This is a genomic window from Bradyrhizobium sp. NAS96.2 (assembly GCF_001908235.1).
Classification (GTDB): Bacteria; Pseudomonadota; Alphaproteobacteria; order Rhizobiales; family Xanthobacteraceae; genus Bradyrhizobium.
The window spans coordinates 1-13,883 of the sequence record NZ_LGHK01000057.1 but is presented as its reverse complement, the minus strand read 5'-3'; the positions used below and the strand labels follow the sequence as shown (position 1 = coordinate 13,883).

The window sequence follows — 13,883 nt, the reverse complement described above, 5'->3', positions numbered from 1 at the left end:
TGATCCGGATCAGGGACCGAGGCCGACGAGGCTGGTGCCGCCGCAGACATAGAGCACCTGCCCGGTCACGAAGTCCGACCGCTCGTCGAGGAAGAAGCTGATCGCGTGCGCCACGTCCTCGCGGGTGCCGAGGCGCCCGACCGGCACGTTGCGCGCCATCTTGTCCTGCTGCTCGGAGCCCTTCGGGATGATGCCCCAGAAATTGTCGGTCAGGATCGGGCCTGGCGCCACCACGTTCACCGTGATGCCGCTCGACGCCAGCTCCAGCGCCCAGGTCCGCGCCATGCCGTGCACGCCGGCCTTGGTCGCGGAATAGGCCGAGCGCGTGGCCGCGCCCATGGCGGCGCGCGAGCTCACGAACACGATCCGCCCGAATCGCCGCGAGCGCATCCCTTCCATCGCCGCCTGGGTCAGCAGCATCGGGGCGCCCAGGTGCAGCTGCGCCAGTGTCAGGATGTCCTCCGGCTTCGCATCGGGCAGCAGGTTCGGCAGGATCATGCCCGCATTGTGCACGAGGCAATCGACCGCATGATTGCGGCAGATCTCCTCGGCAATGGCCCGCGTCTCCGCCAGGCTGGTGAGGTCCGCGCGATAGGCGGTGAGCAGCTCGTGCGTCCACACAGGCTTGTCCAGCCCGACCGAGACGACCCGTTGTCCTTCGCCAACCAGCTTCTTCGCCAGTGCTTCGCCGATCCCGGAATTGCCTCCGGTGATCAGTGTGGTGCGGGTCTGGCTCATCATCGGCTCCCTGGCACGTGTCAATCCTGCCGCCGCTTGAGGTCGCGAAGGTCAAAGAACGCGCCATCACGCATCAGCTTCGCGACAAAATCCTTCAAGCCGGCGCGCTGGATCTTCTCGGTCGCGGTCAGCGGGAGTTTTTCGACGAAGCAGATCCAGCCCGGTGCCTTGTAATAGGCCATCTGCTCCAGGCTCCAGCGCACGATGTCTTCGGCGAGTGCGCGGTCTGCGCCCGGCTGCTCCGCGATGATGACGGCCGCGACCTCGTCGCCGCGCACCTGATCGGGCGTTGCCGCGACCGCGGCCTGCCGGATCGCGCCATGGCGGTTGAGGACGGACTCGACCTCGACCGCGGCGATGTTCTCGCCGGAGCGGCGGATCACGTTCTTCTTGCGATCGACGAAATGAAGATCGCCATCGGCATCGCGCGAGACGATATCACCGGTATGCAGCCAGCCGTCCTTCCAGGCCTCGGCGGTGGCTTCCGGGTTCTTCAGGTACTCCCTGAAGAAGCCGTAGCGAGGGTCATCGCCCGCCCGCCGCACCAGGAGCTCGCCCGGCGTTCCCAAGGGCGCATCGTTGCCGCCATCGTCGACGATCCGAACCTCGACTTCGGGCGCCGGACGACCGAAACAGCTGGTGCCGACCTTGCGCGGCTCGACATTGGCCGCGATGACGCCGCCGCTGCCGGTCTCGGTCATCGCCCAGGCCTCGAGCAGCGGAAAGCCGAAGCGCTCCTCGAACGGCGCGTGCAGCAGCTTGTCGACCCCGGCGCCGAAGCCGAACCGCACGGTGTGTGCACGATCCTCATCCGACGGCGGCGCGCTCATCAGCATCGAGGGCATCACGCCGAGATAATGCAGGCAGGTCGCACGGCTGTCGCGCACCGAAGCCCACCAGCTGCGCGGATGGAAGCGATCGAGCATCGTCAGGCTGCCGCCGACCGACATCATCGCCATCAGCGACACCGCCATCGCGTTCATGTGGAACAGCGGCAGGGGCGTGATCATGCGCTCGCCATCGCTGCTGAGATCGATCAACCCGCCGACGTCGCGATACCAGTCTCCGGAATACAGGAAGTAGGTGTTGGTCAGCACGCAGCCCTTGGGCTGGCCGGTCGTCCCCGACGTATAGAGCAGTGCGCATTCGCTCGCACCGTCGCCGGCGCTCGCCGGCCGCGCGCCGCCGAACGGGGCTGGAATCTCACCGCTGTCGGTCACCACCGGAATCGGTCGGCCGGCCTGTCGCGCCGCCGTCTCGACCTCGTCGCATCGTTTAGCGAGGACGAAGGCGGCATTCATCTCGGAATGCGCGATGATGTATTCGAGCTCGCTGACACGCAAATCGGGGTTGATCGGCACCACGGAGACACCGAGCGCGTTCAACGCGAACCACAGCTCGATGAAGACCGGCCTGTTCTGCAGCAGCAACCCGACACGATGGCCTTGGCCATAGCCGCGGCTCGCAAACGCCGCGCGCCAGCACTCCACCCGCTCGAGCATGGTTTCGTACGAGATCTCCCCGGCCGCGATGCCGTAGATCTCGGCGGTCTCGGGCAGCACGTTGAGAAAGCTGGCGTCGCCCCGGCGGAGCGCGACCGCGCGGAAGCGGACATAGACTGTGGTCGCTGTGGTCAAGACGCACTCACATGAAGAGCTGGATATTGCCGAACGGCGCGTCGAAATTCACGAGATCGATGCGCTTGAGCTTGATCTTGAGGCCGTCGCCGACCTGGACGAGATCGTGCGACGCCCATCCCGAGAAACGCTCCAGCGTGTCGCCGCGCGTCTCGGTGTAGATAAAGGAGGTCCGCGCCTTGAAGATGCCGGTCGCCGGATCGCAGACAACGATCTGCGGTGCCTGCAGCAAATGATGGCAGCGGCTCTTCGGCTTCTGGCTGAAGGTGCGCTCGCCGGCCAGCCGCTCGATACGCACCTTCATCAGCAGCAGGTCTTCGTACATCAGTGACGGCTGCAGCACCGGATCCTGCTGCTGCCATTCCAGCGGCATCCAGTAGCGCCCCTCCGGGTGAAACAGGTCGAGCCAGGCCTGCCACTGCATCGTGTCGAGCAGGTCGGCTTCCCGATAGACGAAATCGGTGATGGTTTTTTCGCTGATCATTCCGCGGCCTCGACCGGCTCGACCATGTCCATGGTCATGAATTTGGCCCAGGCATGAAACTGGTTGCGCATCTGGCGTTCCGACGTGCCGTTGATGACAGCGGTGACGTCCGCCTCCTCGCCGCTCTCGTAGAGCCGGCGCAGATTGACCCACTGATTGCCGTTGGTTTTCAACCCTTCCTGCGCCCGCTCATACATTTCGAGGTCGTCGTGCCCGACGATCGAGGTCGGCGCGTTGATGAAGCGGTTGTACATCAGCGCGCGCTCGTAGAGCTTGTCCGGCGCGCCGACCAGACGATAGACCCAGCTCTCCACCAGTGTCCGGTCCACCGCGATCGGGATGAAATTGCGCAGGATCTGCACGGCACCCTTCACCATGATGTTCGGGAAATAGACCGTGTTGTGCCGGACCTCGCCCAGGATCTCGTGCGCCCGCTTCTCGCCATAGGCCGCGACCATCTGGCCGAGATAGCCCTCGATGTCAGAATAGTTCGAATGGATGGAATTGGCGACGCCGGTGTGGCCATGGCCGTTGGGCCAGATCCGGATGCCACTCTGCTCGTAGAACTCGTACGGGCTCATGAACGGTCCATAGAGCTGCACCGCCATCGGCGTTTCCTTGGAGTCGCCCTGTTCGCGCTGCCAGACCTTGATGGCGGTGCCGGCCGAGCTTTCATGCGCCACCATCGGATGGCAGGTGTCGGTCTGGTTCTCGACCAGCATCTTCCAATTGCAGGTGTGCATGTAGCGGATCGGCGTGGCCACGACGGCGAGCTTCCCCTCCGGCGAGCGGTCGACCATGTTGTCGATGGTCGAGAGGCTTTCGCCGAAATAATCTTCGAAGCCGACGCCGGTTTCGCTCAGCCGCGCGAAGATGAAATCTCGGTAGACGACGACATTCCTGATCCGCGACAGCCCGTCGTTCGCCTGGGTGTCGGTGAATCCGGTGCCCTCGTAGCCCTTCTTCAGCGGGATCGCCAGCAGCGAGCCGTCGGTCTTGAATGACCAGGCATGATAGGGACAGCGGAAGAATTTTCCGGTGTTGCCGCACGGCTCGGAGGCGATCTTGACGCCCTTATGCGGACAGCGATTGTAGAACAGGTGGATCGAGCCGTCGGTATGGCGGCTCGCCACCACCGGTTGCCGGCCGATATTGGCGGTGATGAAATCGCCGGCCTTCGCCAGCTGGCTGGCATGCCCGACATAGATCCAGCTGTTGGGAAACAGATGCTCCATCTCGAGATCGAAGATCTCGGGATCGACATAGACGTCGCGATGCACCTCGGCGTCGCGCACCAGCCCGCCGATCGCGCGGGGATTCTTTCCGTATTTCACCATGGCGCCTCTTGCCTCCGCTCAGAGATCCAACACCAGCCGCTCCGACTTCGCACGCGACACGCAAATCTGCATGACCTTGTTGGACGCCTTCTCCTCATCGCTGAGAATGACGTCACGATGATCGGGCACGCCTGCGATCACGCCGCACTGGCAGATGCCGCAGTCGCCGCGCTGACAGTCGTAGAGCACGTCGAGCCCCGCCGCTTCCAGCGCCTGGATGATGCTCTGATCGGTCGCGACCGTGATGACCTGCCCGGTCGACTTGAGCTCGACCTCGAACGGCTTGTTCGGCGCACCCGGCTGCTCCGCCTTGAACAGCTCGAAATGGATGCGGTCTGCCGGGATGCCCTTGGCGAGCGCCCCCGCCTTCACCGCGTCAATCATGCCGGCAGGCCCGCAGACATAGACGTGAGCGCCTGCGGGTGCCTCGCCAAGCACTGCTGCGATATCGAGGCGGGACTCGTCGCTGTCGTAATGAACCGCCAAATCCTCCGAACAGATTGTCTGCAACTGCGGCAGGAACGCCAGCAGCCCCGGCATTCGCCCGGCATAATGCAGGCGATATCGAGTTCCCTGCGCATTCAGCTCGGCCGCCATCGACAGGATCGGGGTGACGCCGATGCCGCCGGCAAACAGCAACGCCGGCGCGGCGCCCTCGTGAAGGCTGAAATTGTTGACCGGCGTGCTCGCCCGGATGACGTCGCCGACCTGAAGGGCATGCATGAACTGCGAACCGCCGGTCGACGTCTGCTCGCGCAGCACCCCCAGCGCGACCGTGCCTTCGGGCAGATCCGGCAACGCCATCAGGGAATACGGCCGGTCGCCTCCGCCCGGCAGCAGCACGCGAATATGCGCGCCCGCTTGCCAGTCCGGCACGGCACCGCCCTCCACACCGAACACAACGCTGCGAATGACTGGCGTCTCCGCAACGACCGACTGCACTCTGAGCTTGAGCGGATGCGCGTCCATTCGGGCATCTCATATTATATGAATTTGCATATTTTTATACATGTAATAATTACCTGTCAATCATCGAAGCAACGGGACACCGGAGTTGCCAAAGGAAGGCCCGGCGCCCGGGCGACCGCAGCTCTTCCGCGGCGATCATGGCGCGCGCAATCCATTCGGCGGGCAAAACGCCTTCGATCCCTGCCTCGAGAAACAGCAAGATGCGCACGGCGCGCGAGCGCGGTCGCAGCGATTGGTCGGGTTTGCAACGTCTCTGGGATTACGCAAGCAGCCGACACAGTCGACGATCGCGAGCGATCGCCATCGATGCATCACCGTTCGAGCGATCGTGACGACATGTCGGCTGTCGCTTCAGCTGCAGGGACGGAAGGCCGCTAGGTCCCGCCCGGCCCGGCATACGAGACCGCGAGCGTCGCCAGAACCGTCCGGTTGCTGATCTCGAGCTTGCGGAAGATGTGATGCAGATGAACCTTGATGGTACCGTCGGCCACTTTCAGACGGCGGCCAATCTCCTTGTTCGATAGGCCTTCCGACACCAGGTTCATGATCTGACGCTCGCGCTCGGTCAGCATCGCGAGATATTTCTCCGGCATCACGGTTTGCGTGCAGGAGATGGCCTCCTCCCCCGGGAGCGGCGGCAGCATCTTCTTGCCGTCTGCGACCTGCCGCAAAGTTTGTATGAGGGTCTCGGGCTCCTCGTCATGGAGCATGACGCCACAGGCCCCCGCTGCCGCCAGCATCGCAAGATCGCGATCCTCAACGGAGGTAGCCAGAAAGACCCGGCGCACGGCAGATGTCTCGCCATTTTCGATGTCGAGCATTGCCTGATCAAAAATGTCAGGCATCGACATGTCCAAAATGGCTATATCGGGCGCAAGACGCCGTATTGCCTCGAAACAGCTCGCACCATCATTGCAGCGAGCAACAACCTTGAAATCACGTTCTGCTTCGAGCAGGCAGTTGAGACCCAATAAAACAACAGGATATCTGCTAGCAATCACCACACGACTGAAATGCATTTAAGACCAACCCTCAGTCCCCTCCAGTTCAGCTCGGCGCCCAATTGAATAATAAACTACTCCAATATGAAGCTTTTTCGTAAGGATTTGTTGTCGCGGACACCCCGTGAATTTACTGCCTCGGTGTGCCGGCAGGCGCATTTCCAGCAACGGGTGATCGCAATGCCGCTCCGACTCACCCCTAGCGAGCGTCAATCGGCAAGGCGTCCCGGCTCGCACCCGTGACATCGCCCGCTTCTCATGACGCGCACCATCCGAAACAATGTCTATAACCAACGGTATATAGGGATATTGGGGATTAGCATCTAACATTCCTAAATATTTATGAGTGGGCTCGAAGCTTATCCGTCCTCAGGCTTGGTTAGTTCGATCGGCCAAATCTGAGAAAACGTTTTTCATACGCGTTCTTTTTTACCTGGGTGGATCAACAAAATGCGCCGGATTCAACCGACCCGCCCATTGTTTCATTGTAGCGTCCGGGAGAGTTTCCATGAGACGGCGATATTCCTTTGCTATTGTGCTTGTTGGTGAAAACAGTCTTCGTAAGGAAGGTCTTGCTAGAATTCTGAACTCGGAGAGTTTTCAAGTCCTGACTTCGATATCCGATGCCGATGATTTGCTCGGCGACGATGCGCCCCAGAAGACCTCAACCAGTTCGGCATTGCTGCTGCTCATCGTTCACACCGGCGATGATTTTCGCCCGACGATCGACCAAATCGAGTCCTTCAAGCGTCGCCACGCCGATGGACGCGTAGCCGTCGTCGCAGATCAATATCGTGTGAGCGACCTGGCCGCCGCACTCCGGGCCGGTGCCACCGGGTATTTCATCGACGTGATGAACTGCGATGCGTTCATCAAGTCCATCGAACTCGTCATGATGGGTGGGACGGTGTTCCCGCCGGCGTTCCTGACGTCCGCGCTCGACGCCGAAGAACGCGCCACGGACGATGCTGCAACACCCACCGATGACGATCCCGTCGCCGCAGAGGCGGATGAGGGGCTCGCGCGGCAGCTTTCGCCGCGGGAGATCTCGATCCTGCAGTGTCTGATCGAGGGCGATTCCAACAAGTGTATTGCCCGCAAGATCAATATTGCGGAGGCCACGGTGAAGGTTCACATCAAGGCGATCCTTCGCAAGATTCGGGTTCAGAACAGAACGCAGGCAGCGATCTGGGGCCTCAATCATCGCCCTGCGGCCTGGCCGAAAACCGATGGGTCTGCGCATCAGACCGCCGACGCCGAGCGGCCCCTGCCGCCGAAGAGAGAGCTTCCCAAGCTCGCGAGAGCGAGCCGGCCGGCGCCCCTCGGCACAATCGACCACGCGGCGAACTATTTTGAGGTGCCCCTCACCAACGGCCACGGCCGCACGGGCATGAGCTCAAAGATCGACGGGGCGATACGGCTTCGGAAATAGCCGCCGCCGTGTTCTCTGACATCCTGCCGGGTAATCCCGGCGGGATGTCGAGCCGTGCCGGATAGACACGTGCGACACGCGACGGTGGATGCGGTCGGCCGCCTCCCCGAGAGCGTGGTGAGACCAGATTGAACTGGATCGGCAGCGGAGTCACCTCTCCCTTGGGAGAGGTCGGCGGGCAGCGCCGGGTGAGGGTTTACGGTCCCTCGTTAGAGCTACGGCCCCTCACCCGATTTGCTTCCGCAAATCGACCTCTCCCCAACGGGGAGAGGTGGAGCGAGCGCGTGGCCAAAGCGACGCGATCTATCGTTCCCGCAACGCTTCCTGCTGGTGACTGGCGAGCGGCGAAAGCAGATAGCTGATGATCCTGCGTCTGCCTGTCTTGATTTCGACCGTCACCGCCATGCCGGGACCGAGCTTGACCAGCTTGTCCTCCACCTGCATTTGCGTGCGGTCGAGAGAAACGCGCGCGGCGTATTCCAGCTCCTGCCCTCTGGGCTCGCTGCCGCCCTGCCCGCCTCCCGGCGTCCGGTCATTCGACGCGCCTTGGGGTTTGTCGCGGGTAATGGCGTCCGACGATACGCTGAGAACCTCGCCATCGAGCAGTCCATAGCGCGTAAAGTTGAACGTATCGACCTTGATCGCCGCCCGCTGTCCCGGATGAACAAATCCGATATCGCGATTGGAGAGCATCGCTTCGATCTCGAGATGGCTGTCGCTCGGGACCACGACCGCCAGTGCCTGCGCAGGCGAAACCACGCCCCCGACCGTATGAACGGCAAGTTGCTGCACGACGCCATCGACCGGCGCGGTCAACTGCTGAAACTTGGTCCGCTGCTCGGCCTTCACCACTTCCTGCGCAGCGCTCTTGGCCTTCTGCTCCGCCTTTGCGAGCGCGTCATAGGTGGACCGTCGATATTCCGCGTCGGCCCTGTCCCGCGTTTCCTTCAGCAAGGCCATGGCGGCGTCGGCTTCGCGCAGCCGGCTCTGCTGCACGATGAGATCCTGCTGGAGGCCGACCAGGTCCTGATACTCCGACAGATAGGTGACCTTCGAGCCGAGCGCCTTGTCGAGCAGCGTTTTCCGGATTTCGACCCGCTCCGTGAGCACGGGTATGGTCGCCTGGATCTTCGCGACATTGACCGCAATGGTCGACCGTTCCGCCTCCTTCTGGCCTTGCTGACGTTCGATCTCGGAAAGCTTGGCTTGCTGCTCCGCGCGCTGGCTGATCAGAAACTGGCGATGCAGATCGATATCCGCCGCAGTTGCCCCCTGCGGCGGTTGGAATGCCGCGAGCGGATCGCTCGCGAGCGCCGCCCGAAGCCGCGCCACTTCGAGCTCCGCGGCCAGCAGATCGCTGCGGTAGCGCTCCTGGTCGGCTCCGTTCATCGTGGGGTCCAACTCGATCAGGACCTCGCCGGCCTTCACGCTCTGGCCGTCGCGGACATGGATGGCGCGCACGACACCCATCTCGAACGGCTGGATCAGCTTGGTGCGCCCACCAGGCACGATCTTGCCGCTCGCCGTCGCGACGATATCGACGTGACCAAACCACGCCCAGACCAGCGCGAGGCAGAATGCGACGATAATGCTCGCTCCGATCGCACGGCCGATCGGTGACGGCGGCGATTCGGTGATTTCGAGGGCCGCGGGAAGAAATGCGATCTCGTGTTGCCGGCGGCGAACCTCGGCCTTCGGAAACGGGATGATGTTTCGGCTAGCGAGCGTCATGGAGCCCCGCCTGCAGCTGGTGCAGCCTCGCGTACCGCCCATTCGAGCGGATCAACTCATCATGGTTGCCGTCCTCGACGATGCGGCCATGCTCGACCGAGATGATGCGGTTTGCGTGACGCACGGTGGAGAGCCGATGCGCGATCACGAAGACCGTGCGGCCGGCGGAAATCCGCTTCATGTTCTGCTGGATCGCGCGCTCGCTCTCGTAGTCGAGGGCGCTGGTGGCCTCGTCGAAAATCAGGATGCGCGGGTCGGTGACAAGCGCCCGGGCAATCGCGATCCGCTGGCGCTGTCCGCCGGAAAGGCTGCTGCCGCGCTCGCCCACGACGGTGTCGTACCCCTCGGGCAGCTCCAGGATGAAGTCGTGAGCGCCGGCGAGCGAAGCCGCCGCGATGACGCGCTCGATCGGCATCGCCGGATCGGCGAGCGCTATATTGTCGCGGATCGAGCGGTTGAAGAGCACGTTCTCCTGCAACACGACGCCGATCTGACGCCGCAGCCAGGCGAGATCGACCATCGCAAGATCGACGCCATCGACCAGCACGCGTCCACTTTCCGGCACGTAGAGGCGCTGGATCAGCTTCGCGATGGTGCTCTTGCCCGAACCGGAGGAGCCCACGATGCCGACCACCTGGCCGGGATCGACGCTGAACGATACGTCATGCAGCACTTCGGGACCGTCGATGCGATAGCGGAAGGTCGCATGCTCGAATGTGACGTGACCGCGGATCTCCGGCAGCGCGGCCCGGCCGGGACCGGAGCCTGGCTCGGGAATGGTGTTGAGGATGTCGCCGAGACGGTCGATCGACAGGCGGGCCTGATGGAAGTCCTGCCAGAGCTGGGCAAGCCGAAGCACCGGCATGCTCACGCGCGTCGCCAGCATGTTGAACGCGACGAGTTCGCCGACCGTCAGCGCGCCGTCGACCACGAGACGAGCGCCGAAGTAGAGGGTTGCGGCGGCCACCAGCTTGTTGATCATCTGGACCGACTGGCTCGCCGTGTTGTTCAGGCTCAGCACGCGGAAGCTCGCAGCCACATACGCGGCGAGCTGCTCCTCCCAACGGCGCTGCATTTGCGGCTCGACCGCCATCGCCTTCAGCGTTTCCACGCCGGCGACGCTCTCGACCAGGAACGCCTGGTTCTCCGAGCCGCGATCGAATTTCTCGTCGAGGCGTCGACGGAACAGCGGCGCAGCGCAGGCTGAGATACCGATGTAGAACGGAAACGACGCGAGCACGATGAGCGTCAGCGACGTCGCGTAGTAGAACATCACCGCCAGAAACACGACGGTGAACACCAGATCGATCACCAGCGTCAGCGCCGAGCTGGTCAGGAACTGACGGATATTCTCGAGCTCGCGAACCCGCGCCACTGAATCGCCGACGCGGCGCGTCTGGAAATAGGCGATCGGCAACGCCATCAAGTGATGGAACAGCCGCGCGCCGAGCTCGACGTCGATGCGGTTGGTCGTATGCGCGAACAGATGCACACGCAGCGTGCCGAGAATGGTCTCCAGCACGGTCAATACGACAAGGCCGGTGACCAGCACGTCGAGTGTGCTCATGCCGCGGTGCACGAGCACCTTGTCGATCACCACCTGGAAGAACAGCGGCGATACCAGCGCAAATATCTGAAGGAAGAAGGAAGCGACCAGCACCTCGCTGAGCAGCCGCCGATACTTGTGGACGGCGCCGACGAACCAGCTGATGTCAAAGCGCCGGGAGGTGTCGGTCAGGGCGGCACGACGCGTCATCAGAATGATGTCGCCGCCCCAGATGGCCTCGAGTTCGGCTTGCCCCATCATCTCGGGCTGGGGAACCAACGGGCGCTGAACAAGCAGCTTGTCGTCGACGATCTTGCCGAGAATCAGGAAACCGCCGTCGCGCAACACGGCGATCCCCGGGAGCGGCGTCACCGCAAGCCGGTTCCAGTCCGTTCGCTGCATCCGGGCCTTCAACCCGAAATTCCGGGCGCAGCGTATGATGTCAGTCACGCCAAGGCGGTCGGTGCCAACCCGGTGTCGAATCTGATCCGGATCGGCCGCGATCCCGTGACAACGCAGCAAGACCGCAAGCGCCATTGCGCCGGATTCATCGCCGTCGCCCTGTTCGATCGTGGTCGTCGCAGCGGCGGCTTCGCGTCGTTCGGACCCACGAGGCCGCAGCGAAAGCTTGCTGGCGTACCTCGCCAACCCTTCGCGCAGATGCTGCAACACATTGCGCCCGCGCACGCCCAAACCGGTGAAGAGATGAAGCGCCCGGCGCGCGGCATGCCGCGATTCCGTCGAGATCAGGCGGCCGTCCCAGATCGCCTCGAATTCGGCGCGCGTGAGCCGCTTCGGTTGCGACGAAGCGGGATGCAGCACCAGCGCTTCGTTGCCATCGACCTTTCCGAGCAGCAAGAATCCACCATCCTGCAAGGCAGCAATTCCGGGCAGCCGGATCTTCGCAAGCTGCGTCCAATCCGTCGTCCACGAGCCCGCCTTGAGGCCGAACTCGCCGGCGCAGCGAAGCATTCCGCGGATACTGGTCGCCCTGCTCCCGCAAAGATCACGGATCTTGTCGGAATCGGCATTCACACCATGAAGTCGCAGGAACAAGGCCAGGGCTCTAAGCCCGAGCTCTGCGGCATCGGCATTTCCATTCTGGATCGCCATCAATCAAACTCAACCGTTCTGCGGCCGTACGACCGGCTTCGACAAATTCCCTTTCATGCATTCACAAAGAACGAGACAGCCTCGTTACCCGGCGATCTGCGCCGCACATCGGCGGCGCAGCACGCCAGGTGAACAGCCGCATCAATGCTGCGGCCTGGTCAGAAACGCCTCTTCGCTCCAGCGCCCTCCCTGCGCATTGGTCGCGACGACTTGCCCGCCGATGCCGTTGTGGCCCGCCAGGTATTGGTTCAGCAGGGCAAAGCTGCGATCTGCCGACGAAGCCGTGTGTGTGGTCGTCGCCGGCCGAGGATCCGTCACCGTGATGCTCTGCGAGGCGGATGTCATGACGGAGCCGGTGGTCGGGTCTTTTCCGCTTGCCGTGAACGTGAGCGTGGCGACCGGATGGCCGCCTCCCCGGTAGTTCGACTGCAACGTCAAGCCGCTGTCGACCTGCGCAGCGGTCAGCGTGATGTTACTTCCCCGGTAGGTGCGGCCATCGAGGTTGTCCGTGATGGTCTCGTATCTCGGTAGCCCGGTGATGTTCACGCTCACAGCGTCATTGGGATCGGCGGTCGTCACGCCGACGCCCAGGTCGACTGTCCCGCCCCTTCCGTTCACCGTCAGCGAAGTATCCGCGATCGCGAGCACCGGCGCGACCGATGGTGTCGGATTTGATGCCGCGCCACTGGTCGGATCGATCTGGAGACCGGCGAAGGTCTTCACCGCGCCGGCAAGATTGGCGGCGGCGCCGCTGGCATCGCTGATGCTCGCGCCGCCCGGAAGGTTGACCCCGGTGATCGCGAGTGCCGACGTCGCGGTATCGGTCGACGCGACCGTCGTTCGGAAGGTGAGCGAGCCGGTTCCTGAGCCGCCAACATAGGTGGCGGTGTTTCCGTCATTGAGCGACAGCGTCGGCGTGCCGACGACGTTCACCACTTCGTTGAAGCCGAGCGTCAATGTAACGGTGGCGCCCAAATGCTCGGTCCCCGTCCCCGGCGAAGCGGTAACCTGGCTCACCACCGGCAGGACCGGTGGCGTGGTCGGCTGAGTCGGTGGCGTAGGATTCGTCGGATTGATCTGGAGGCCGGCGAACGTCTTCGCCGCACCGGCAAGATTTGCGGCCACACCGCTTGCGTCACTGATGCTCGCGCCGCCCGCAAGGGTGACCCCGGTGATGGCAAGGGCCGACGTCGCCGTATTGGTCGACGCAACGGTCGTCCGGAAGGTGAGCGTGCTGGTCCCCGAACCGCCGACATAGCTGGCGGTGCTTCCGTCGTTGAGCGTCAGCGTCGGCGTGCCGGCGACGTTCACGGCCTCGTTGAACCCAAGCGTCAATGTCACGGCATCGCCGATATATTCGACGCCCGTTCCCGGCGATGCCGCAACCTGAGTGACCGTCGGTACGACTGACGGCGTGGTCGGCTGGGTCGGTGGAGTCGAAGGAGTGACGTTCGCGCCGGTGACGGTGTTACCGCTGCCGGCGGCTTGATAGAGCTGGACCTCGGCGATCTGCATCTGCATCGACGAGGGCGTCGAACTATCGAGCGCAGTGTGCCATCCGGCCGTATTTGAGTTCGCGACCTGATTGCTCATGATCAGCTGCATCGGCTCGTTCGGAATCGGGACCTGCGCGCTGGTCACGGTCGCAATCTGCTTGCCGTCGAGATACCAGGTGATCGATTGGCCGGGCACCCAATTGATGCCGTAGGTATGGAAGCCGGCCGTAAGGTCGATGCCGGTGTCGACCGTGCCGCCAACCGTCCCCGAGGGCGTGTGAAGATGCCAGGTGAAGGCCTGGTTTGCCGGCCCATTGCCGGTATATCCCCCCTCCTGGATATCGATCTCGAAATTGTCGCCGCTGCTCGAGCCCGCACCGGGCATCAGCCAAAGCGACG

10 protein-coding genes are annotated in these 13,883 nt (G+C 63.2%); 1 reads left to right on the top strand and 9 read right to left on the bottom strand.

Annotated features, from left to right (window positions below; all coding sequences use genetic code 11):
* Positions 1-9 precede the first annotated feature (9 nt).
* The 6 genes from AC628_RS14080 to AC628_RS14055 all read right to left on the bottom strand — a co-directional run bounded on the left by AC628_RS14080 (position 10) and on the right by AC628_RS14055 (position 6,184).
* Positions 10-738, bottom strand: coding sequence for an SDR family NAD(P)-dependent oxidoreductase (locus AC628_RS14080; RefSeq protein WP_074127425.1), 729 nt, complete (start codon positions 736-738; stop codon positions 10-12).
* Positions 739-758: 20 nt separating this feature from the next.
* Positions 759-2,375, bottom strand: coding sequence for an ATP-dependent acyl-CoA ligase (locus AC628_RS14075; protein WP_074127409.1), 1,617 nt, complete (start codon positions 2,373-2,375; stop codon positions 759-761).
* 7 nt (positions 2,376-2,382) lie between these two features.
* Positions 2,383-2,859, bottom strand: a complete 477-nt coding sequence (locus tag AC628_RS14070; RefSeq protein WP_074127408.1) for an aromatic-ring-hydroxylating dioxygenase subunit beta — start codon at positions 2,857-2,859, stop codon at positions 2,383-2,385.
* The gene (locus AC628_RS14065) at positions 2,856-4,196 is read right to left on the bottom strand and encodes an aromatic ring-hydroxylating dioxygenase subunit alpha (RefSeq protein WP_074127407.1); all 1,341 of its coding nucleotides are present in this window, start codon (positions 4,194-4,196) and stop codon (positions 2,856-2,858) included. The genes AC628_RS14070 and AC628_RS14065 overlap by 4 nt, the downstream gene beginning before the upstream one ends.
* A gap of 18 nt (positions 4,197-4,214) precedes the next feature.
* Positions 4,215-5,165 carry a PDR/VanB family oxidoreductase gene (locus AC628_RS14060; protein ID WP_074127406.1) on the bottom strand — a complete coding sequence of 317 codons (951 nt, stop codon included), beginning with the start codon at positions 5,163-5,165 and terminating at the stop codon, positions 4,215-4,217.
* Positions 5,166-5,539: 374 nt separating this feature from the next.
* Positions 5,540-6,184: a LuxR C-terminal-related transcriptional regulator gene (locus AC628_RS14055; protein WP_245321170.1), complete on the bottom strand. Its 645-nt coding sequence runs from the start codon at positions 6,182-6,184 to the stop codon at positions 5,540-5,542.
* A 490-nt stretch (positions 6,185-6,674) separates the two neighbouring features.
* Here AC628_RS14055 and AC628_RS14050 point away from each other — a divergent pair, with 490 nt between their 5' ends.
* Positions 6,675-7,598, top strand: coding sequence for a LuxR C-terminal-related transcriptional regulator (locus AC628_RS14050; RefSeq protein ID WP_074127404.1), 924 nt, complete (start codon positions 6,675-6,677; stop codon positions 7,596-7,598).
* Between the two features lie 303 nt (positions 7,599-7,901).
* Here the strand turns inward: AC628_RS14050 and AC628_RS14045 are convergent, their stop codons facing one another.
* From AC628_RS14045 to AC628_RS14035, 3 genes are all read right to left on the bottom strand, one after another.
* On the bottom strand, positions 7,902-9,329 hold the full coding sequence (locus AC628_RS14045) for an HlyD family type I secretion periplasmic adaptor subunit (RefSeq protein WP_074127403.1): 1,428 nt from the start codon (positions 9,327-9,329) through the stop codon (positions 7,902-7,904).
* On the bottom strand, positions 9,316-11,988 hold the full coding sequence (locus AC628_RS14040) for a type I secretion system permease/ATPase (RefSeq protein WP_074127402.1): 2,673 nt from the start codon (positions 11,986-11,988) through the stop codon (positions 9,316-9,318). The genes AC628_RS14045 and AC628_RS14040 overlap by 14 nt, the downstream gene beginning before the upstream one ends.
* Positions 11,989-12,129: 141 nt before the next feature.
* Positions 12,130-13,883, bottom strand: a 1,754-nt coding sequence (locus AC628_RS14035) for a glycoside hydrolase family 16 protein (protein ID WP_143201593.1), incomplete at its 5' end; no start/stop codon positions are given.